Genomic DNA, 22,478 nt, shown 5'->3' on the forward strand with positions numbered 1-22,478 from the left:
GCTATTCTTCCTTTAACTGGAATTACAAGAACTCGTCTGCGCCACCGGACAGCATAAGCTCTCCGTTGTCTGCCATGCGCCTTGCAATGGTGAGCACTTCTTTTTGCGCCGCTTCCACATCCGCGACACGCACTGGCGGCATCGCTTCAATGTCTTCACGCATCATATCGGCTGCACGTTTCGACATGTTGTTGAAGATCTTCTCTTTCAGACCTTCATCCGCACCTTTCAGTGCACGTTGCAACACATCTTGTGGCACGTCTCTAAGCAGCTTCTGAATACCTTGGTCGTCGACTTCGATAAGGTTTTCGAATACGAACATGAGATCTTGAATTTGTGTCGCCATGTCTTCATCTTGGTCGCGAATTTGATCCATAAGAATACCTTCGACGTTGTTGTCGAGGTAGTTCATGATCTCGGCCGCTGCCTTCAGGCCACCAATCTTGGCCGCTTGAGCACCCGCTTGGCCTGCGAACTGTTTCTCCATGATTTCGTTTAGCTCTGCAAGTGCAGACGGCTGAACTTCTTCTAGGTTGGCAATACGCATCATCAAATCAAGGCGCACACGCTCTGGGAATTGTGACAAGATTTCCGCTGATTGATCCGCTTCTAGGTAAGAAAGCACGATGGTTTGGATCTGTGGGTGCTCGTTGTGGATGATGCTCGCCACTTGACGTGGGTCCATCCATTTCAGTGAATCGAGACCTTTTGAACCGGTACCCAGCAGGATTTGGTCAACCAGGTTATTGGCTTTGTCTTCACCGAGTGCAGCAACAAGCGCATTACGCATGAAGTCTTCACTGCCCATACCGATGTTGGTGTATTTCTGAATGTCTTCCAAAAACGCGCGGTGTACAACGCCGACTTTGTCTTGACTCAGATCGGTGGCTTTCGCCATGGCGCTACCAACACGTTGAACCTGCTTAGGCTCAAGGTGGCGAATAATGCTCGCCGCATCAGACTCATTGAGACTCAGCAGCAAAATTGCCGCTTTTTCATCGCCGCCGATCGACGAGATATCAACGCTAGATTCCACTATTTGGCCACCATTGGCCGCTACAATATCGTTTGCCATTAGTTTTCAGCCATCCAGTTTTTCACTACTTGCGCAGCCAGTTCAGGTTCGTTGGCCACCAGTGCACGCACGGCTTTCAACACATCTTCATCTTTATGTAAGTTCGGCAAGTCAATGCCGGAGCTAAACTCAAACAGCTCACTGCCATCAATATCGGTACCAATCAAGCTGGTTTCACCATCTGCACCGAGCGGCAGACCATCTGGTCCATACAACTGATCTTCTTCTTCGGCCGCAGCAGGGTTAAGCAGTTTCTTCATCGCAGGACGGATAAGCACCATCACCACAACCACAATCACGAGCGCACTTGCGAACCAACGGATCCAATCGTTAAAGTTTGGATGCTCCCAAATTGGCACATCAGGCAAAAGCTCAGCGGCAGGCTCTTCAAACGTCATGCTAAGTACGTTAAGCAGATCGCCACGATTTTCATTAAAGCCCACTGCCCCCACTAGAATTTGGCGCAGCGCCGCCAGCTCACTTTCAGAGCGCGGTTCGTAAGTTACTTCACCAGTATCAGGGTTAACTTTCGCACGATTTTTAATGGCAACCGCAACGGTTTGACGGTTAACCACGCCGCTTTGCTTGCGCTCATGACTGATGGTGGTATCAAGCTCGAAGTTGCGCGTCGCCTCTTTGTGCACTGAGCCTTGCCCCATCACAGAGCCGTCTTTTAGCTGTGCGACGTCGGTTGGAATGGACGCATCTGCTGGCGGCTGATTACTCAGCGCACCCGGAACACCGGCAACCACATTGCCGTTATTGTAATCTTCAAGCGTGTATTCACTTCGCGTTGCGGGGGTATTAGGGTCAAAACGCTTACGCGTTTGCTCAACGGCACTAAAATCGAGTTCAATATCAACCTGAGCGGTATAGTTACCCAGACCTAGAATTGGAATAAGCACCGAGTCAATCTTCTCACGCAGCGCTTGCTCTTGGTTACGCTCTAACTCTTGCTCTTTACGCCTTGCCATTGAGGTCGCATCTTGCGAGCCAGAGTTGAGCAGTCGGCCATGCTGGTCGGTGACGGTAATGCGTGACGGCTTCATGCCCGGTACCGCACTCGCGACCATATCCACCACAGAATCGACTTCTTGCTGTTTGAGGGTCGCACCCATCGCCAGTGTTAAAAACACCGAAGCAGAGGCTTCTTGATTGTGGCGTACAAACACGCTCTGTTTTGGTAGTGCGAGCAGAATACGCGCGGTGCGCACTTGCTTCATTTGTTCGATGGCTTTCGCCAACTGCCTTTCTCGGCTCAGTTTCAAACGTTCCTGCTCGAGACGCTGAGACACACCAAACCCCATATCCTGCATCAGAATATCGTCGCCAGCGTTTGAGGAGCGGTTAAGTCCTGCACGCACCATGTCGAGTTTTAAGCTGTTGTATTCACTTGCAGGTACGCTCAACGAATTGCCATTGAGCTTGTACGCCACTTTTTTCTGGTCGAGGTAGTCTAAAACTGGGATCAGTTCTTCGGTTTCGTACACCCCAAGTGGGCGCATTTCTGGCTCTTTGACCCAGAAAAAGAGCATCACAATCAAAGCGACACAGATTGAGATAGACAGCACCAGCACGATTTGTCGTAGCAGATCGAGATCGCCAACCGCTAAATCAAACTTAGAGCTGCTTTTTTCATTGATGTCAGGATTTTGACTGTCGGTTGAGATGTCTGTGCTGGAGACCATTGCGGTATCCGCACCACTATCCATGACTGCGACGTCGGTCGACTGGTTATCTTGAGCCACTTCTTATTACCTAGATTACACGGGCATGTTCATGAGTTCTTTATAGGCTTCAACAAGCTTATTTCTCACTTGGATGGTTGCTTCGAAAGCGACGCTCGACTTGTTACGCGCAATCATGACGTCTGACAATGAGACATCGGCGTCGCCGCGGTCGAAACGGGTTTGTAGATCACCAGAGGTTTTTTGAAGACCATTTACGTTATTTACTGCTTGAGACAGCATGTCGCCAAAATTGGCCCCCACTTGATGGGCGGTCGCTGTCGGCTTTGCGTTTGAGGCTTCAAACATCATCGCCTGCATTTCATGGTGTAGTCCGTCAACTTTCATGCTGTACCATCTTCTGTCAATAAATTGACAGCTTCCTTTCTTAATTTTGATTTTTCTGGTTTATAGAAATAAAACAGCAAAAATTATGCCACGCTACCCCCAATGCTGACCAGCATCAGGGATAAATAAATTGTGACGATTAGCTAGGGATCTCAATTCCTGCATCACGCATTTTTGCGAGCTTGTAACGCAGGGTTCGTGGGCTGATGCCGAGCTTTTCCGCCATTTCCTTACGACGACCTTCACATTCGTTAAGTGTATCGAGAATAATCGCGAACTCTTGGTCTCGCAGTTCACCACCTAGACCTTCGCTGCTTGCCACCGGGCGAGCCAGCTCAGAATCCACCTCAGCGACTGGCGCGACCGTCGGCGCAGCCACAGATGTAGGTTGTGATACTGCCATTTGCAAGCTTGATGCATCTTGCCAATCTACACCCTCTAACAAAATGTGCTCTGCCGAGACACGGCTTTGGTCACAGAGAATCAATGCACGCTGCACCACATTATCAAGTTCACGGACATTACCCGGCCATGGGTAACTTTGCAGTTTCGCTAACGCTTGCTCAGTAAACTCTGGCACTGGCATACCCAATTTCTTACAGTGACGCTCAGTCAGGTGACGAGCCAACGGAGCGATATCGCCAGTACGCTCACGCAGTGCAGGCCAAGCGATAGGGAATACATTCAAACGGTAATACAAGTCTTCACGGAAGTTGCCTTCTTGCACATACTGCTTGAGATCGCGGTTACTGGTCGCCAAAACGCGAACATCAAGTGCAATACTTTTGCGGCTACCAAGACGCTCTACTTCACGCTCTTGCAGAACACGCAGCAGTTTGGCTTGCAGGTTAAGATCCATCTCACTGATCTCATCGAGCAAGATAGTGCCGCCCTGCGCCTGTTCAAACTTACCTGGGCAAGCCTGAATAGCACCGGTAAACGCCCCTTTTTCGTAACCAAACAGCGTTGCTTCGAGCATGTTATCTGGGATGGCCGCACAGTTGATCGCGACAAATGGGCCGTCCACACGCAGTGACTTATTGTGAATGTAACGAGACATCACTTCTTTACCCGAGCCACTTGGGCCAAGCACCATGACGCTAGCATCGGTTTTGGCTACTTTTTCCGCGAGTGCTAACAGCTGAATACTTTTCGCATCCGCAACCACTGCGTCGCCATTGTCGTCCGACTTAACGGGCGCGTAACGGCTAACCATGTTGAGCAGTACTTCTGGGGCAAAAGGCTTCGCCATATAGTCGATAGCCCCTTCTTTCATTGCCGCCACGGCGTCTTCAATGTTGGCATAGGCCGTCATTAAGAGGACAGGTAGATTCGGCCAGTGCTGCTTGATGTTACGAAGGAGCGCTAAACCACCCATGCCTGCCATCTGAACATCAGACACCACGATGTCTACCGGCTGCGTTTTTAGTTTCACCAACGCGTCTTCTGCACAATCCGCTTCAACCCATTCATAGCCAGCGAGCGCCAGCGTGTCGACCAATGCTTCGCGCAGACCTTCATCATCTTCAACGATCAATACTTTGCTCTGAGCCATCAGTTATGTCCTTTGTCCGTTACTTCTTGATTCGACGGTGTATCTGCCAGTGGTACACACATGGTAAAACAAGCACCATCATCCTCTTCTGATATTAATTCCAATCGTCCCTCGTGGGCACGACACACCATTTGCACTACAGCAAGTCCAAGACCTGTGCCTTGAGAGCGTGTGGTGAAAAATGGTTCCATGATTTTTTGTTGCAGCTCTTTCGGTACGCCAGGGCCGCTATCTTGTACCGAGATTTTTAGCTCGTTATTTACCGGTCTAAAGAACACATCGACCTGAGAGCCCTTGCCTGCAATTTGAACCGCGTTAAGCACTAAGTTACTCAGTGCTGACGCTAGCGCATTCACATTGCCTAATAGCGGTGTCTGTTCTTGTTCAACTTCCAAGCAGTAGTCGATTTGATTACTTTTAAGCGTGGTCTCGACCATAGGTTGATATTCGGCGACCAAATCACCAATCGTAAATGGCTTTATCACCTTGTTGTCGCCACCCTTAGCGAACAGCAGCATGTCGTTAACTTGCTTCTCGAGATCATGCAGTCTATCGACTAGCTTGACCTGAAAACGTTCGCGCGTCGCCTGTGGAAGGTTCGGCGCGGCTAGGTTTGAGGCGTATAACATCGCACTCGATAGCGGCGTTCTAACCTGGTGGGCGAGCGAAGCCACCATGCGCCCTAAAGACGACAGGCGCTGCAAATCACTGACTCGTGATTGCAATAAGCGAGTTTCCGTTAAATCGGTAATTAGGATCAGTTGCCCCGTTGTGGATGCTGAAATGGCCAACCGTACTTTGCGGCCATTGCGCAGAGATACCTCGTGCCCGTCATCCTCTCTAGGATCAAATACCACTTGGATAAGGTGAAACCATTTTTGACCCACCAGCGGGATCTCCAGAATACGATGTGCTTCTGGGTTCGCTTCACGCACTACCCCTTGGCTATCAAGCAAAATCACGCCCGCCGGCATCGCTTCAATGACTTGTTGATAACGCTCGACTTGCGACTCTAGAGAGTCAAGGTGCGAGCTGGATTGTGGCTCAGACTGAGAAGTTTCGTTGACCATCTGATTCATGTACGAGGCTTTCCTTCCATTAATACCGCTCGTAGAAATACGTAAGCCCAAAAAAGACTATAGCCCGAGAATGCAAAAGGCATGCCGGGCTATATTTGTTATTTATCAGACACTTAAATGCGTCAATTATTTGTCGTCAATTTTCTAGCGTGAGCGGTGTCAAATTTTGCTACGCGATTAACGATGAATGGTGTATTTGCGCATTTTCTCGACCAAAGTCGTGCGACGCATCCCAAGCATATCAGCAGCACGCGCAACGATACCGTCTTGTGCGTCCAGAGCTTGGTTAATCATGTTCACTTCAAGCTCTGCCAACATCTCTTTCAGGTTGACCCCTTCTGGTGGCAGTGACTGAGGTGCATGCTGTGATTCAAACTCAGGTTCATCATCGAAAGAGAAGTCATCTGAAAAGATGCTGTCCAGTGCATCTCGCTCCTGCTCTTCAATGGTCTTGAGCGTGTTCATCTCTGGTTGGAACTCAGGGATATCGCTGTAGCGATACTTCACCGGTAGATGGTTTACATCAACTAGGCTGTTTGGATACAGGATGACCATGCGCTCAACAAGGTTAGCAAGTTCACGGACATTGCCCGGCCAATCGTGCTCCATCAGCGAGTTAATAGAGCGCGGTGCAAAGCAAATTGGTTGACCGCCTTCTGCTTCCATACGCGCTAGAAGCTCTTGAAGTAGTAATGGAATGTCTTCTTTGCGCTCACGAAGTGATGGCATCTCAATTGGGAATACATTCAAGCGATAGTAGAGATCTTCACGGAACTGAGTATCCTGAATCATGCTGTCGAGATCGCGGTGCGTTGCCGCGACAATGCGAACATTCGCTTTGATCACTGCCGTGCCACCTACGCGCTCGAAAACACGCTCTTGAAGTACACGCAAAAGTTTCACTTGCATTGGCATTGGCATATCGCCAATTTCATCAAGAAACAGCGTGCCGCCTTCCGCTAACTCAAAGCGCCCTTTACGTGCAGTTATCGCACCGGTAAACGCCCCTTTCTCGTGGCCAAACAGTTCACTTTCCAATAGGTCTGGGGGGATCGCACCGCAGTTAACTGGTACAAACGGGCCTTTACGACGGCTGGAATGATAGTGAATGTTACGCGCGACTACCTCTTTGCCCGTACCAGATTCACCTAAAATCAATACATTGGCTTCCGATCCAGAGACTTGCTCGATCAGATGGCGAACCTCTTGGATACCGGAGCTTTGACCTACTAGGCTGCGAAACAGAGTGTTTTTACGCGTTGCCGATGGTACTTGAACGCCTTTGCGTCCTAAAAACTCACGGCAATGACGCAAAGCATCACTAAGCTGCGGGTAATTAAGCGGGAATTCAAGCTCACCGACAAAGCTGGTGAGTGATTCAACGGCGCCAGTAAACTCACTGGTGACAAGAAGTGGAATGTGATTTGACACAGCAAGCTGAGCCAGCAACGCATTGGATAGTGTTGCGCTTTGCAGTGCACCGACGATGCACCCAGACCAAGTCTGAGTCCAATCAATTTGATTGATGTCGTTCGATGAAATTGCAACGCAGTGCTCACCCACAAACTCTAGGATAGTCTGGAGGTTATTGCGCACTTGCGAATCGTCAGCAATAACAAGAAGTTTAGCTAAGTCTTGCATGTGTCAGGAATAATGCCTTGATAAGTCAACCTATGCATCTTTACGCATCTAAAATAGAGGCAATAAACAGGCTCTATAAACACCACTTGCGTTTTATAAAACAGATGTTTAGGTACAAAAAACGCCATTAGGCTAAGAATGGCGTCTATTCTATTGGCATTAATATAAGAAGGCAACTGACGCACTGCCAGTTTAAGAGGTTTATTCCGCTTAAATACCTACTTCTTGAGCAGTTAAGTTATGATAATTCGCTGGGATTTGATCCCACGCAGACTTTATCTCACGGATGATCTCAATCACGTCATCAATCGGCTGCGGGTTATTTTCATGGTTTGCCGCGGTAATTTGACCAATCATAAATTCGTACAATTGATCTAAGTTTTTCGCGATATCGCCGCCGTCATCCATAGATAAACAGCTACGAAGGGCGATAATGATGTCCAGAGCTTTACCAATGCGCTCACCCTTAACAGGAATGTTGCCCTGCTCCATCGCCGCTTTTGCTTGGATTAGCCTTTCGATAGCGCCACCCATAAGCATTTGGATAACTTTGTGCGGCGAGGCAGCCGTTAACTGACTGTCTACAGAAACTTTCTTGTATGCTTGCAATGAACCACGCATCACTATCCTCTCAAATAAATTTTTTGTACTGCTGTAAGGAACGTTTACCGTGTCGGTATTTTCTTAACGACTGTCCCAATTGTTCCGTTTTTGATTCCATCAGCTGCGCAATATGGCGAGTCGACTCGACCACCTGCTGCCACTGAGCACTTTGCTGCAGGTTCGGATTCCTTTTGCAGACATCAATAATGGTTTTGATTAACTGTTCTCTTTTATCGACCAACTGATGAATTTCTTCAGTTTCTGGGTCGATATTTTCTATCAGAGATAATAAACGGTGATCTAAATCACTTAACTCATTGAAAATAAGCATTTAATTAACTCCGTACGGATAATCATCATGATAAGGCATTCATCATGCCCGCGAGCTGAGCTTGCATCTTACCCGTCGCATCTTGCATCGCTGCAAACTTGTCCTGGGTACGCTTTTCAATACCTTGCATACGCCTATCTAGCGACGCTTGGTCATCATTGAGGCGATAGTTTTGCTCCGACAAGCTCTTTTCTCGGGTGCGAATCGAGCCCGTCATTCCCGTCATACTATGAATCGCATCTTCGACTTTTTTGGCAAAACCATTATTGCCACCGAAAAAGTCGCCCAATTTACCAAAGTTGTTATTGAGCTGTTTATCAAGCATCTGATAGTTGATTTCAAGGCGCCCTTCCCGTGTGGTGGTAATGCCAAACTCAGTCAGTGACTGAAGATCTTTCGGCGCCCCTTCGACACTGCTTGAAAACACACTTTTTAGCCGTGAGTCGGCACTGCGCACGATACTATCGCCGGCCAGCGGTCCTGCTCGCCCTGTTGTCGGGTCAACCTTGGATAAGTCTTGCGAAACTTGGTAGAACTGGTTGTAAGCATTGACGAACTGTTCAATATCAGCACGTACGCTGTCTCTGTCGTACTCAACGCCAATCTCTGCGGCACGTTCGCCAGGCTTAGTGGTGCCTTTTAAGGTAAGATCGACACCTTCAATGGCATCTTCTATCACATTGTTGTGGCTTGAGAGCTCGGCAACACCATCGAGAAGGACAACCGAGTCTTGCGCCGATTGAACTTCAGACATCCCCATGTAAATTTGCATCGAACGCTGAGCTTCAGCAAGTTCTGACTGGATAGCCTCAACTTTTTCTAACCGTTCACGCTCTTCTGGCGACAGTTTTTCACGCTCAAGTTTTTTGGCTTCTTCCTCGGTCATTTCGCCATCGGCCACCGCCTTGGCAATGGCTGCTTTCTCAGCTTCGAGCTCTTGTTCGAGTTTGGCTTGCGCTTCTTCAGGAGTGACATAAGAGTCGGTTAAGGTACCGGAGGCAGTATTCGACCAACCCGGTACTTGTTTGGACTTTTCAAGCGCTTTTTCATCAAGCTCAGGCTCTGGAGCTTGGTAGGAATCCATTAGAGTGCCAGAGGCCGTTTCGGTCCAGCCAGGAATGGTATCTTCAGGGCGGCCAGAATTTGCCTCCTGAGCGTTTTCGGGACTCGTTTCGCCTTCTTGCGCGGCTTGCTCGGCACTTTTCGCGTCTTCAACTGCCTTCCCATCAACGATTTGGCCATCAACGGTTTCTTCGCCAGATTGCTCAGTTTCTTGCCCTTCACCAACCGCTTGCGCTTGATTGGCCTCATCACCGTCTTGTGGTGGCAAACCTAATACGCTCAGCGCTTCTGCTTGCGCTTGTTCGAGATCGCGCACACGCTGCTCTATGGTTTTGTACTCAAAACGAAACAAGTCATTGCCAGGCTCTGCTTCAACGCCAATCGTTAGCGCTTTTTCAGCACCAGATTGATCAGAAGCAACAATGAGCCTTGGGCCATTACGGTCTTTGATGATGGACGCTCTCACGCCGGGGTTATCACTGGCACCATTGATGGCTCTCACCACGTCGGTGAGTCTGGAATTCTTACGAAGGGATAAATCGAACTGCTCGTCGCCAAGAGAAATTTGCAGCTTACCCGGGCCAAATCGCGTGTCATCAGGGATGACGTCCGAGGCAATTTTGTGGCTTTGTGCAAGCTGCAAGACATCGACAGCATATTTGCCAGCGATCGCATCTGTGGTCGCTGTGGCTGTGACAATATTTTCTTCAGTACTATTTACGCTGCGCAGGGCAAACGCTTTTTCCTGACGAAAATTTGCCATCAGGTTTTTCATCGTATCGAGTGATTCACGGAGCCGTCCATAGGCACTGATACTGGTATCAATTTTTGCGCGTTCAAAATCAATACGTTGCTGCTTTGGTATGCGCTCCGCATCGACGATTTTGCTCACCATGGAATTGATATCCATGCCAGATGACATCCCTATCGGGCCCATTATTCACCAAACTACTTCAAATCTATACCCACCTGAACTCGATTGAGTCAGGCATTACACCAGCATGTCTATGGTTAACGAGCCATGCTGTTCGATGCGGCGTAAAACGTCGAGCAGTTCTTCATCCGGAAACTGGCGGATCACATCCCCGGTTTCCTTGGCATACACAGTGAAAATGTTGCGGCCAGATTCTTCGTCGACACGAAACGATAATCCCGTATTCATGTCGCTCAAAAACTTATCCAGTCGCTCGACCATTTTCTCGCGTTCAGCATCATTAAGTTGCTGTCGCTCATTGGCAATGCGTTGAATGACTTCGGTGGCTTTCTTGTTAGTCAGCTCCGGCGTCTCGGTTTTATTGACCTCGTCAACCGACTGAGATTTCTCTTTATTCTCGGTCGTTACCTGTTGCGAGGCGGCATCTTTAGTATTTTTTGAAGCAAGTTCTGTGCCACTCGATGAGGCAAAAGGCTGAAGGTTCGATGCGTAGGATGAAATGTCCATTCTCGCTCTCCCGGTTCTAACCTTGTATTGTCCAACTCCAACAGTGGTACTTCTTGTTGAGCAATAGCATTGAAATTGGAAGTTGGCGGTAAAGGGATGTTACCGCCAACCAACCTGCCTAAGGTCTACGACGCAATTAGCCTAGTAGGCTAAGTGCTGCCGATGGAGACTGTTTCGCTTGAGCAAGAATCGAGGTACTTGCTTGTTGCAAGATTTGATTCTTAGTCATAGATGTCGTCTCTTTTGCGTAGTCCGTGTCTTTAATGCGGCTGTTAGACGCATTCACGTTCTCGTTGATGTTGCTTAGGTTGTTGATAGCGTGGTTGAAACGGTTTTGGAAAGCACCAAGTTCAGCACGTTGAGAGTCAACACTCTTAAGAGCGCCGTCAAGCACTGCAACGGCTTCTTGAGCGCCAGCTACCGATGTCACATCGATATCTTTCACTGTCACATCTTGACCCGCGCCGATGCTAAGATCAGAAGCTAGAGAACCACCAAACGTCACATCGCCCGTTACTTTTTGCGTTGAAGCGTAAAGCTGCAGTTTGCCATCATCGCCAACAGACGCTTTCACATCTTCACTTTGACCATTGATGTACGTGGCTAGCTGCTCGATGTCGTCGCCTTCTTTAGCTTGGATATCTAGAGTTTGAGCCTCACCTTGTTTGTCGGTGTACGACATGGTCAGGTTAGCGCCTGCACCAACAGCCCAGTCTGCGTCTGCGCTGACGGTTGAACCGTAGCTCTTACCACCCATTTCTGCAGTATCAGAACGTAGGTTACCCATAGAAAGCATAACTGCTTCACCAGAGTCCGCACCGATTTGGAAAGATTGTGTGCCGTAAGTACCGTTAAGAAGACGGTTACCACCGAAAGAGGTGGTTTCTGCGATACGGTTTAGTTCGTCATTAAGCGCTGTCACTTCTTCTTGAATAGCAACACGCTCTGACTTTGAGTTTGAACCGTTAGCCGATTGAAGCGATAGGTCACGCATACGTTGCAGGATGTTGGTGGTCTCATTCATCGCACCTTCTGCTGTTTGCGCGATAGAAATACCATCGTTCGCGTTTTTCACCGCCATGTCTAGGCCGCGGCTTTGTGACGTCAAACGGTTAGAAATCTGTAGACCCGCAGCGTCGTCTTTTGCGCTGTTGATTTTATAGCCAGAAGACAAACGCTCCATTGATTTTTGTGTACCTTCCGCAGCGGTATTTAGGTAGCGCTGGGCGGTCATTGCAGACACGTTAGTGTTTACATTAATTGCCATATTGATCTCCTTAGGCATTTAGGGGTAGATGGCCTCTGTGTCTCTCACCTCACGTTGGCACATCTGATTTCATTTCTCTCAATCCCTGTAACGGCGATTCATTTAGAAGCTTTAGAAAAAAAATGCGATTTTTTTGTCGTAAATTCAATTGATTGAATAAATGTGAGCTTGATCGTAATTGGCAGAGCGTATCGTAAGTAAGAAAGAGCTGAACTTGGGAGCATCAAAACGGCAAAAAAAAACCAGAGCCTAGGCTCTAATGCCGATCAGTTAAACATTAATCGGCAGATCAATTGAATGATCCCACCAGTGTGTAAAAATCCGATAGACCCTGTTTATCGGATTTTTTTATGCACGTTTCTCAAGCCCTCGACATCATCAACAACTACAAACCAAATCAAGTTGAAACTCTCGCAGACCTCTTACCTATTGAACTCATCAAAGAAGCCTATGAACTGACAGATACTGTCACCCTTAGAAAACGAAAACTGACTTTGGAATCGATGGCATGGCTGTTAGTTGGAATGGCTATCTATAACGACAAGTCTATGGCTGATATCGTAAATATGCTCGACATTGTTGACCGTTCGGGTAAGCCGTTTGTTGCTCCAAGCGCACTAACACAGCGCAGAAAAAGTCTCGGTGAATCTGCCGCTAAAGCTCTTTTTGAGTGTACTCAAAGCCATTGGTTCGCACACGCTAACCTTCCAAATTGGAATGGGCTTACGTTGTTAGGTGTCGACGGGGTCTTGTGGCGCACTGAAGACACGGAAGATAACGCTAGCGCTTTTGCCAAGCCCACCAATCGAGACGGTATAGAAACGCAGTATCCACAGGTTCGCATGGTATGTCAGATGGAATTAAGCAGTCATTTAATCACAGGCAGTGCCTTTGACTGTTATAGCGTCAATGAAATGAAGTTAGCAGAACAACTCATAGAAACAACGCCTGATAATAGCTTAACGCTCTTCGATAAAGGCTTTTACTCTCTTGGTTTACTGGATGCATGGAGCTCACAGGGGCTCAATCGACATTGGCTTATCCCGATGAAGAAAGGTCTAAATTATGAGGTCGTTCAGTCTCTTGGCCGACAAGACAAACTAATAAAGCTGAAGAGCAATCCGCAAGCGCGTAAGAAATGGCCGAAGTTAGGACAAGAGGTTGTTGTACGTTTAATCACGAGAGTCAAAGACGGCAAGCAATACGATGTTCTCACTTCAATGCTTGACCCTATGCTTTATCCAAAAGCAGATATTGTAGGTTTATATGGGTATCGTTGGGAAATTGAACTCGGCTACAGGGAGCAAAAACAATATATGCTAGGGAATCGCCTTACGCTGCGCAGCCGACTCCCAGAGCTCGTTAAACAAGAACTCTGGGGGATATTACTGACATACAACTTAGTCAGGTATCAAATGGTTCAGATGTGTAACACATTGAATGGCGACTACTTACCATACCAACTTAGCTTCAATGGAGCATTAGCTCACATCATGCGCCTGATAGTGGGGCTTCCATACTCGTCACCAGGAGCAATACCGAGGCAACTCCAAAACTTCTACTCAATGAGCGAGAGCCTAATACTTGAGCCTAGGCGGGAAAGATCCTTCCCAAGGGTAGTGAAGAAAAAGCCAAGCCGATACCCGAGAAAAAACAATGCCGCTCACCTTAAGTGAACGGCATTAGAGCCTAGGCTCTGGTTTGTATAGCTGGTTGGGTATTTTGATTAACCCAGTAGGCTTAGTGCCGCGTTTGGCGCCTGTTTCGCTTGCGCCAAGATTGAGCTTGATGCTTGCGATAGGATTTGGTTCTTAGTCATCGCCGTCGTTTCTTTCGCGAAGTCAGTATCTTTGATACGGCTCTTCGACGCGTTCACGTTCTCGTTGATGTTATCCAAGTTGTTGATTGCGTGGTTGAAACGGTTTTGGAATGCACCAAGCTCTGCACGGTGGCTGTCCACGTATTTTAGTGCTGAGTCTAGGATAGCAACTGATTCTTGAGCGCCACCAACAGATGTTACGTCAATCGTATCAACCGTTACCGCTTGACCTGCTTGCATGTCTAGGTCACTTGCTAGGCCGCCAGAGAAAGCCACAGTGCCGTCAACTTTGTTGTTACCAGCAAATACTTGTAGCTTACCGTCTTGGTCTACAGACGCTTTTACCATGTCAGTTTGACCGTTGATGTACGTCGCTAGCTGCTCAATATCATCACCCTCTTTCGCATTGATGGTGATAGTTTGTGAGTCGCCAAAGCTGTCTGTTAGGTCAATCGTTAGGTCGTTAGCACCTGCCGCTACGCTCCAGTCTTTGTCTTTCGCGTTCGCAGCTTGGTAGCTAGTGCCGCCCATTTGTGCGTTGTCAGAGCGCATGTCACGTAGGCTCAGCATCACCGCTTCACCGTTGTCAGCACCGATTTGGAATGACTTAGTACCGTGTGTGCCGTTAAGTAGCTTGTTACCACCAAAAGACGTGGTTTCTGCAATACGGTTTAGTTCGTCGTTCAGTGCCGTCACTTCTTCTTGAATCGCAACACGCTCAGCTTTTGAGTTAGAGCCGTTTGCCGATTGAAGTGATAGATCACGCATACGTTGCAGGATGTTAGTGGTCTCGTTCATCGCACCTTCAGCAGTTTGTGCGATAGAGATACCATCGTTAGCGTTACGTACAGCAACATCAAGACCACGGCTTTGTACGTTCAAACGGTTAGAGATTTGTAGACCCGCTGCGTCATCTTTAGCACTGTTGATTTTGTGGCCAGAAGACAAACGCTCCATTGAAGCTTGTTGAGCTTGGTTTGCGTTATTTAGGTAACGCTGCGCTGTCATCGCTGATACGTTTGTATTTACATTCACTGCCATGTTGTTTCTCCAATTGATTTTCCGGTGTAGCGGTTTCCGACGTCTCGGAAAACCAAGTAGTTCTCTCAAAGTTAATCTTTTAACGACACGGCGAAAAAAACCTTTAGGAAAAAACGGAAAAAATTTAGATAAAACATCCGTTTGATTAGGAAATGAGCAAACGGCAACAATTTGCCAAAAAAGCCCTAAAGATCTGTAATCGGCGGCCGAAACAGTCAGATTTTTGCTTGGAAATTAGCTCGGAAAGTACGGAATATCAGGGGTTGGGGGGATAAGGTTACAAGGGGTTAATAGAATGAACAGTTTCCTAGAGCCCAAAAAAGAAAAAGCCCCTATTCCTTTGAGAGAACTGGGGCTGGATGGAAGCCATGGCCTGTGTGGAGATCAAGAGAAATGAACACAATCCGGCGTTCCGACATACCTCATGGCCGTATCAGGGCAGGTTGAGAGAGAGAGAGCCCCAACACTTTCACAAGGTATGCTTGCCAAGCAATAAGATAATTACGCCACGTCTGGCTAGGTATCCTCTGCTTTATCTGGACGTCTTACTATTGTAGTAGTGACATCGCAGAGTTAGGCAACTGTTTCGCTTGAGCAAGAATCGAGGTACCTGCTTGTTGCAGGATCTGGTTCTTAGTCATAGCGGTGGTCTCTTTAGCGAAATCCGTATCCTTGATGCGGCTGTTCGACGCTTCAACGTTTTCTTGGATGTTCGCCAAGTTATTAATACTGTGGCTCAGACGGTTTTGCTTGGCACCTAGGTCTGCACGCTGCGCGTCGACATACTTGAGGGCTGAATCGAGTACCGAGATAGCGTTTTGTGAGCCCGCTACCGTGGTCATATCGATATCTTGTACTGTGGTTTGCACCCCAGTGTTGGTCAGATCTAAATCTGTCGCAAGACCACCAGAGATAGTTACATCTCCCTCTAGGTCCGGCTCAGCAATAAAGATTTGCAGCTCACCGTTATCACCAACCGATGCATTCACCAAGTCAGATTGACCATTGATGTAAGTCGCTAGTTGCTCGATGTCATCGCCCGTTTTCGCAGCAATGTCTACCGTTACCGCTTCACCTGCTTTTGTGGTGAACTCGAATTTTAAGTCGGCAGCGTTAGGGTCTACCGACCAGCTTGAATCTTTCGCATTTGCTGCAGTAAACGTGGTACCGCCCATACGGAAATCATCAGCGCGGATGCTGGTCAGCCCCATGATCATCGCTTCACCAGAGTTGGCACCGATTTGGAATGAGGCATCACCAAACGAGCCGTTAAGCAAGCGACGGCCACCAAACGATGTGGTCTCTGCAATACGGTTTAATTCCGCTTGCAATGCCATCGACTCTTCATTAATAGCTTGACGCTCTGATGGCGAGTTAGTGCCATTTGACGATTGAATCGCCAGATCACGCATACGCTGCAGGATATTGGTCGACTCATTCATCGCCCCTTCTGCGGTTTGTGCAATCGAGATACCGTCGTTAGCGTTTCGCATTGCCACATCCAAACCACGAGACTGCGCGGTTAGGCGATTAGAAATTTGCAAACCTGCTGCATCGTCTTTGGCACTGTTAATTTTATGGCCTGATGACAAACGTTCCATCGACGTATTTAAGTCATTCGAGGACTTATTGAGATAACGCTGTGCGGTCATCGCAGAAACGTTAGTACTTACTGTAATTGCCATTTTGCTCTCCTAAATGAGTTCGCAAGCGCTTCAAGTTGGATTGCGACGCGGCCAGATAGCCGTTGGCAACGACTGACCGTCTACATCCACCTGATACCCCGTATCAGATGGAGTATCTGTTCAAATTCACTGCCTGAGCCCTGCCAAAACGGCAAAGCACAGTGGTTCAACTTAGTTAATACAAATCACGTGCCAAGTTTTAAAATACGAATCGAATTTTATTTTAATTATTAACAATCAATAATTTAGACGCACTCAATTCACCCAGCAAATAACCGACAGACAACCTATTGATTGAAGTGGCAAACTAGCAGGACACTGCTTTGCCGCTCTCTACTCTGCGACTTCACACAACATCTCATTTACTCGTTTGCGTTCCTGCTCCTAAGGCTTGGCACATAGGGCAACCGAGAACACAACGCGCTGAATTATAGATAGTTAAACAAAGTCAAATCTTTGGTCTTACCAAACGCTTGCTGTGATGCTTGCAGCGCTCTCGTATTTTCTTCAAATTCAATCACCGCTTTGGAGTAATCAAGATCCTCAAAGTGGCTTTTCGATCTTGCTAAAGCGAGCTTGTAGTCTTCATTTTGTGATTCTTGTATGTCCAGCGTATTCAACCTTGCACCGATATCCGTTCTGGCTTTTGTCAAATGCAAGAACGCTTGATGGAATTCTTCCGTAAACTGGTGCAGCTTAGCGGTTGCCGACGCATCGGAAACATCGTTGTCTAACCACTTAATCGTTTGATTAAACGTATCAAGCACACTAAATTGTTTTTTTGGTGTGAGTTCAATACTGTCGCCAGCACTGATCTGTCCCTTAACTGTAACAGTGAGATCTTTGTAGACAATGCCAGTGGTCGGCTCATAGTCTTCGACTTGAACAACCTTTCCATTACGCTCCAACTGATACGCAAAGTTATTCTGCCCCATGTCAACAAAGGTCACCTTATATGTACCGTCGTCTCTGGAGTCTTCGTTCTCAGCTCGATTGAGAAGGAGCTCTGATTTATTGGTTAGCGAGTAGTCTGGCTGATAGTCACCGAATGGGTTCTCTATTTCCATAAACAACTTACTACCTGGGTCGCTGGTGATGATCTCCATACTGTTAGAGATACGCATTTTTCGCTGATAGTCATCTCCTACATAGCGAACATCACCGTTGTTATCGCGAAGAAATGGCTGGAATTTCGGCTTGGTGCCCGCGAACACGTAGTTTCCCGATTCATCTTGGCTGTTCGCCAAGGCAATGAAGTTCCTCGCAAGCTCTTCTATTTCACGCGCTTTGGCCTCTCTATCTTGGGCAGATAAGGCACCATTGATCGACTCCATGGTCAATCGCTTTGCTTTATCAGAGAACTGTTCCGTTTCTCTGATCATGACTTCTTGATTCTCCAGTCTATTTCTCGTCAGCACGATGGCATCGTTATACTGCTCCAACTGCCTAGACTGCTGACCCACTTTTTGCAAATAGTGAACCGCGAGCGGATCGTCCGCTGGCTTCTGTAGCTGTTTGCCCGACGCAAGTTGCGCTTGGTTATGGTGAATTTTGTTTTCCTGACGACGCAGGTCATTCTGAACAGTTTGATAGTTATGAAAACTAGAAATGCGATTCATCATGTTCCATCACCTCCTATCGCAATGCCAAAATGGTATCGAAGGTTTCATTGGCCGCCTGCATCACGCGAGATGAGGCCATATACGCCTGCTGAAACTTCATCATATTGGCCGCTTCTTCATCGAGATTGACCCCAGAGATGGACGCAACCCGACTTTTAGCAGATTCGTGCTCAAGGTTAGCGACCTCTTGTAATCTCGCCGCTGTAGAGGCCTGTAAACCGACATCAGTATTCAAGTTATGGTAGATATCAACGATTGTAGAGTCGCCACCATTGACGGACTTATCGGTTTGAATGTTAAGCATCTTGCGCAAGTTCCCGTTATCACCCACCGAAACGGTCAGGTTAGCGGTAAACTTATCATTCGGCAAAGCACCGGCGGACAGTTCAAAGGTCGTCCCCATCACGGTGACAGGCTCCTCAGGGGGATAGCACTGAGGTTCAAGAACGACATTGCCTTTTGTATCCGTGACTGCGAATTCCTCACCCGTTGGTGAAACGATCACTTCAAACTCACGTAACTCACCCGCCGCAAGAAGTTTAAAACTCGCCGTACCTAGGGCCTGAGTTGTCGAAGCTTCAAAGCTCTGAGCGGTAATTCGACTTGGATCGGTGGTTTGCATCTCGAGTTGTGCAGCACCATGACGAGTCGGCCGAATTAGAAATCGTTCGCCAGTCTCTGGTTCCTCATTGATCGCCACGAAAAAGCCGTCTAGATAAAAACCTGAATCCTTCTCTTCAACCTGCACTGTTTCGCCCGTTGGTTTGGTTACGATATAGTTGTTACCGTCATAACGAACCGCATATTCCCCCCCCTTCAACTGTTCTGTGTTAGCAATATACACAGCAATATCAGCTTCAGAGTCTTTTGAAGTCACAACTCGAGATTTGGCAATGCGGTCACTGTTAGGATCAACGAAGATATCCCGACCGATACGACCATTCAGATCAATACCTTGCCTTTGTAGCTTATTCACTTGATGAGAAAATACCGTCGACAATCTTCCCAACTCGTCCATCAAATAAGGTACATCTTTGTCCCTAAAGTTCAGCATCCCTTCAATTTTTCCGCCAATATCATCGGGCTTGATGGCTTTAATACCTTTACCTTCTATCATCGCCAAGCGCCGTTGGTGAACGTCGGGGTGACCGTCGATCATCTTCAACTGACTGGCCTCAGTTCCAGAAACGAGGGTATGACCATTACCAATGTGGACGTTAAATCCTTCTGACTCAGCTCTTGGGGTCACTGTCACCTTGGTATATTCTGACAGCTCCTTGACTAACATCTCATGCTTATCCATGAGGTCAATATGTGGTCCTGGCATTTTGGTCATCAACCGATGAACATCTCTGATTTCTAATGCCAGCTGATTGACGCGCTCAATACTCATATCGAGCTTCTTATTTGCCGTATCTGCTTGCTGTCGAATAGACTCGTGGAAGTTATTCATGGTTTGACGTATCAGCTCAGATTTCTCCAGCACCACCTTTCGTGCACCTACATCATTCGGCGTATCAGCGAGCGTTTTAACTGAGTCAAACCAATCATTAAGGTTTTCAGGGATTTTTTTCGACGCCACCGATGACAGCATGCTCGACAACAAGTCGATGTTCGACAAGCTTTCATTGCGGAAATTCATCTGAGTAGTGGCCATATTGAGCTCTTTGACGGCAAACTGATCCCAAGAGCGGCGAACATTTTCCACATGCACACCCATACCGTAGGTTTGCCCACCAAACTGCCTAGGATCACTGGTACCCTGAACCACAGATTGACGGCTGTAACCTTCTGTATTTGCATTAGAAATGTTATGACCAGTCGTAGTTAACTGTCTCTGAGCTGTGAGTACACTTTGTGTACCTAAGTTCAGAAGATCTGACGCCATATCGCCCCCAAAAACCTCAATATCGGGCAATAATCGTCATGATTTGCCCGTCGTTGACAGTTAAAATGCAACATGTATGCCAGTTGGTAGAAATAGTCGGAAGTAGATGTTTTTATGGACAAAAAACGACCAGCACTCTGTCGTTTTTTATGCTAGAAACGACATCGCTCGGCCTGTGAGCCGAGCGATGATTATTGGAATGTTGATGTAGACTAAAGCGCCATATCATCAATCTGCTTTTTCACCCTAAGTACCTTATCGGCATAACTTGGGTCGGTAGCGTAACCCGCTTTATGAATGTCACGAATGAACGACTCAGAGCCTTCACTGCGATTCAGTGCCGATTGATAGCGCGGGTTTTCATTCAAGAACTTCACATAGTCATTAAAGCTCTCTTCGTAGGTGCGATAAGAGCGGAATGCGGCACGCTCTTGCACCGGCACATTTTGATGGTATTCCAAGGTTTGCGTTGCCACCTTGTCACCACCCCAGCTCCGGTCGGCTTTGATGTTAAATAGGTTGTTACTGCTACCTTGGCTGTTGTTGACCACTTTTTGCCCCCAACCCGTTTCTAGTGCCGCTTGCGCTAACAGTAGCGAAGAGTCCACGCCCAGCGATTTCGCCGCACGATCGGCATAAGGTTTCAGCGAGCTCACGAAACGCTCTGGCGTTGCAAAGTCGACTTGTTTGGCGTTGGTTCTTGTGCCATCGAGTCCCAATGCTGCAGCCGTACGGCGCGCTTTGGCTTCATCGTACTTAGCTTCACGCTCTGGCAAATCAAACGACTCATTACGCACGCGAAGTTCATGGTTGGTAGCCGCTTGCGACTCTGGCGCACGCGCAGCACCTAGCTGAGCGACAATCATGTCCGCAAGCCCTAGGGAGCCATTCGCGCTTAACTCACTCGACATCTGCTCATCGAGCATCTGGCGATAGAACTGGCTGTTTTGGTTCATAGATAAGTCCGACTCGAAATGCGTATTCGCATCACGCATCGACTTAAGCATCATAGTGGTAAAGATAGATTCGAACTGACGCGCTGCCGCTTTCAGTGCTGCATCATCGTCACCTTCTTTGCCGCTGACCGCTTGCTGACGAAGTTTGTCTAGGCTGCCGATATCGTGAATAAATCCGATATCGTTGGGGTTTTTCATCATGTTAGCGCTCCTAGATTACGATCAGCTGGCCTTCGATAGCGCCAGCTTGTTTTAGCGCTTGCAAAATCGCCATCAAATCCGATGGTGCCGCACCAACTTCATTGACGGCACGCACCAAGTCATCAAGCGTCAAACCTGGTTCAAACTTAAACATTTTGCCCGAGCCTTCGGTCACTTGAATGTCCGAGTTCGGTACAACCACCGTCTCACCACCAGCAAAAGCATTTGGCTGACTAACGCGAAGGTTCTCTTTGATCGCTACCGTCATACCACCATGGGTCACAGCCGCCGCTTTCAGCTTGACGTGTTTGCCCACTACGATGGTGCCAGTACGTGAGTTAACAATAATTTTTGCGCCGCTGTCGGCGGTATCAAATTCCACATTTTCCACCGCAGATAGAAAGGCAACACGCTGGCTTAAATCACGTGGCGCACGAACGCGTACCGAAGTTGCATCCAATGCGTTCGCCATTTGCGGTCCTAAGAAGTCATTAATGGCATTGGCCATGTTTTGCGCCGTAGTAAAGTCTGACTCTAGCAGGTTAAAGGTGATGTAATCGCCGCGAGAAAATGGGCTTGGTACTTCACGCTCTACCGTCGCACCACTTGAGATCATGCCAACTACAGGGTTGTTACCCACAATCTTTGAACCGTCGAGACCTTCAGCACTAAATCCGCTCACAACTAAGTTACCTTGAGCAACGGCGTAAACTTCACCATCCAAGCCTTGCATAAAGGTTTGCATCAGTGTGCCGCCGCGGAGGCTTTTTGCCGCCCCGATAGACGACACGGTGACATCAATTTTTTGCCCCGGCTTTGAGAAAGCAGGCAGCTCTGCAGTTACGATAACCGCTGCAACGTTTTTGAATTTAGGTTTAAATCCGATTGGCATTTGAATGCCAAACTTTTCCAGCATCGAACGGAAACTTTGCTCGGTGAACGGTGTTTTTTCACCGGTACCCGGCAAACCCGTTACCAGACCGTAACCCACCAATTGGTTACTACGCACACCGGCAACTTCTGACACATCCTTAATGCGTGCCGCTTGTACACTTGCCGCGGCAAAGCACAAACCCAATAGTAAAAACGTAAACTTTTTCATGATGTTACCCTAAAAACAAACAAACCCTCTTAGGA

Annotated in this window: 18 protein-coding genes; 1 reads left to right on the top strand and 17 read right to left on the bottom strand. The window is 47.8% G+C overall.

Translation table 11 applies throughout. The features are described 5' to 3' along the window. Positions 1 to 22: 22 nt before the first annotated feature. The 11 genes from fliG to AAA946_RS11580 form a co-directional block, all read right to left on the bottom strand. Complete coding sequence (gene fliG / locus AAA946_RS11530; protein ID WP_338164978.1) at positions 23 to 1,075, bottom strand: flagellar motor switch protein FliG; 1,053 nt, start codon at positions 1,073 to 1,075, stop codon at positions 23 to 25. Beyond that, positions 1,075 to 2,823: a flagellar basal-body MS-ring/collar protein FliF gene (gene fliF, locus AAA946_RS11535; protein ID WP_338164979.1), complete on the bottom strand. Its 1,749-nt coding sequence runs from the start codon at positions 2,821 to 2,823 to the stop codon at positions 1,075 to 1,077. The genes fliG and fliF overlap by 1 nt, the downstream gene beginning before the upstream one ends. Before the next feature lie 15 nt (positions 2,824 to 2,838). Further along, positions 2,839 to 3,150, bottom strand: a complete 312-nt coding sequence (fliE, locus tag AAA946_RS11540; RefSeq protein WP_042497023.1) for a flagellar hook-basal body complex protein FliE — start codon at positions 3,148 to 3,150, stop codon at positions 2,839 to 2,841. A gap of 139 nt (positions 3,151 to 3,289) precedes the next feature. Continuing rightward, positions 3,290 to 4,705 (bottom strand): sigma-54-dependent transcriptional regulator, encoded by a 1,416-nt coding sequence (locus AAA946_RS11545; RefSeq protein ID WP_338164980.1) that lies wholly within the window; start codon positions 4,703 to 4,705, stop codon positions 3,290 to 3,292. Further along, positions 4,705 to 5,775, bottom strand: coding sequence for a sensor histidine kinase (locus AAA946_RS11550; protein WP_338165829.1), 1,071 nt, complete (start codon positions 5,773 to 5,775; stop codon positions 4,705 to 4,707). The genes AAA946_RS11545 and AAA946_RS11550 overlap by 1 nt, the downstream gene beginning before the upstream one ends. Before the next feature lie 186 nt (positions 5,776 to 5,961). After that, on the bottom strand, positions 5,962 to 7,425 hold the full coding sequence (locus AAA946_RS11555) for a sigma-54 dependent transcriptional regulator (RefSeq protein WP_338164981.1): 1,464 nt from the start codon (positions 7,423 to 7,425) through the stop codon (positions 5,962 to 5,964). A gap of 210 nt (positions 7,426 to 7,635) precedes the next feature. Next, positions 7,636 to 8,046 carry a flagellar export chaperone FliS gene (fliS, locus tag AAA946_RS11560; RefSeq protein ID WP_338164982.1) on the bottom strand — a complete coding sequence of 137 codons (411 nt, stop codon included), beginning with the start codon at positions 8,044 to 8,046 and terminating at the stop codon, positions 7,636 to 7,638. A 10-nt stretch (positions 8,047 to 8,056) separates the two neighbouring features. Then, positions 8,057 to 8,359: a flagellar protein FliT gene (locus tag AAA946_RS11565; protein WP_112461803.1), complete on the bottom strand. Its 303-nt coding sequence runs from the start codon at positions 8,357 to 8,359 to the stop codon at positions 8,057 to 8,059. A 25-nt stretch (positions 8,360 to 8,384) separates the two neighbouring features. Further along, positions 8,385 to 10,358: a flagellar filament capping protein FliD gene (fliD, locus tag AAA946_RS11570; RefSeq protein ID WP_338164983.1), complete on the bottom strand. Its 1,974-nt coding sequence runs from the start codon at positions 10,356 to 10,358 to the stop codon at positions 8,385 to 8,387. 54 nt (positions 10,359 to 10,412) lie between these two features. Then, positions 10,413 to 10,862 (bottom strand): flagellar protein FlaG, encoded by a 450-nt coding sequence (locus tag AAA946_RS11575; RefSeq protein ID WP_338164984.1) that lies wholly within the window; start codon positions 10,860 to 10,862, stop codon positions 10,413 to 10,415. A 136-nt stretch (positions 10,863 to 10,998) separates the two neighbouring features. Then, a complete protein-coding gene (locus AAA946_RS11580; RefSeq protein WP_338164985.1) occupies positions 10,999 to 12,129 on the bottom strand; it encodes a flagellin in 1,131 nt (376 codons plus the stop codon). A 350-nt stretch (positions 12,130 to 12,479) separates the two neighbouring features. Between AAA946_RS11580 and AAA946_RS11585 the strand changes: the two genes are divergently transcribed. Beyond that, positions 12,480 to 13,805, top strand: a complete 1,326-nt coding sequence (locus AAA946_RS11585) for an IS4 family transposase (protein ID WP_338164986.1) — start codon at positions 12,480 to 12,482, stop codon at positions 13,803 to 13,805. A gap of 50 nt (positions 13,806 to 13,855) precedes the next feature. Here the strand turns inward: AAA946_RS11585 and AAA946_RS11590 are convergent, their stop codons facing one another. The 6 genes from AAA946_RS11590 to AAA946_RS11615 form a co-directional block, all read right to left on the bottom strand. After that, positions 13,856 to 14,989, bottom strand: a complete 1,134-nt coding sequence (locus AAA946_RS11590) for a flagellin (RefSeq protein ID WP_338164987.1) — start codon at positions 14,987 to 14,989, stop codon at positions 13,856 to 13,858. Between the two features lie 548 nt (positions 14,990 to 15,537). Beyond that, a complete protein-coding gene (locus tag AAA946_RS11595) occupies positions 15,538 to 16,674 on the bottom strand; it encodes a flagellin (RefSeq protein ID WP_338164988.1) in 1,137 nt (378 codons plus the stop codon). A gap of 428 nt (positions 16,675 to 17,102) precedes the next feature. Next, positions 17,103 to 18,296 (bottom strand): flagellar hook-associated protein FlgL, encoded by a 1,194-nt coding sequence (gene flgL, locus AAA946_RS11600; RefSeq protein WP_338164989.1) that lies wholly within the window; start codon positions 18,294 to 18,296, stop codon positions 17,103 to 17,105. Positions 18,297 to 18,309: 13 nt separating this feature from the next. Then, entirely contained in the window at positions 18,310 to 20,184 is a 1,875-nt protein-coding gene (gene flgK, locus AAA946_RS11605; protein ID WP_338164990.1) for a flagellar hook-associated protein FlgK, read from the bottom strand. Positions 20,185 to 20,396: 212 nt separating this feature from the next. Then, the gene (gene flgJ / locus AAA946_RS11610; protein ID WP_338164991.1) at positions 20,397 to 21,341 is read right to left on the bottom strand and encodes a flagellar assembly peptidoglycan hydrolase FlgJ; all 945 of its coding nucleotides are present in this window, start codon (positions 21,339 to 21,341) and stop codon (positions 20,397 to 20,399) included. Between the two features lie 10 nt (positions 21,342 to 21,351). Beyond that, positions 21,352 to 22,443: a flagellar basal body P-ring protein FlgI gene (locus AAA946_RS11615; RefSeq protein WP_338164992.1), complete on the bottom strand. Its 1,092-nt coding sequence runs from the start codon at positions 22,441 to 22,443 to the stop codon at positions 21,352 to 21,354. Positions 22,444 to 22,478 lie beyond the last annotated feature (35 nt).

The sequence above is a fragment of the Vibrio sp. 10N genome (genome assembly GCF_036245475.1).
Classification (GTDB): domain Bacteria; phylum Pseudomonadota; class Gammaproteobacteria; order Enterobacterales; family Vibrionaceae; genus Vibrio.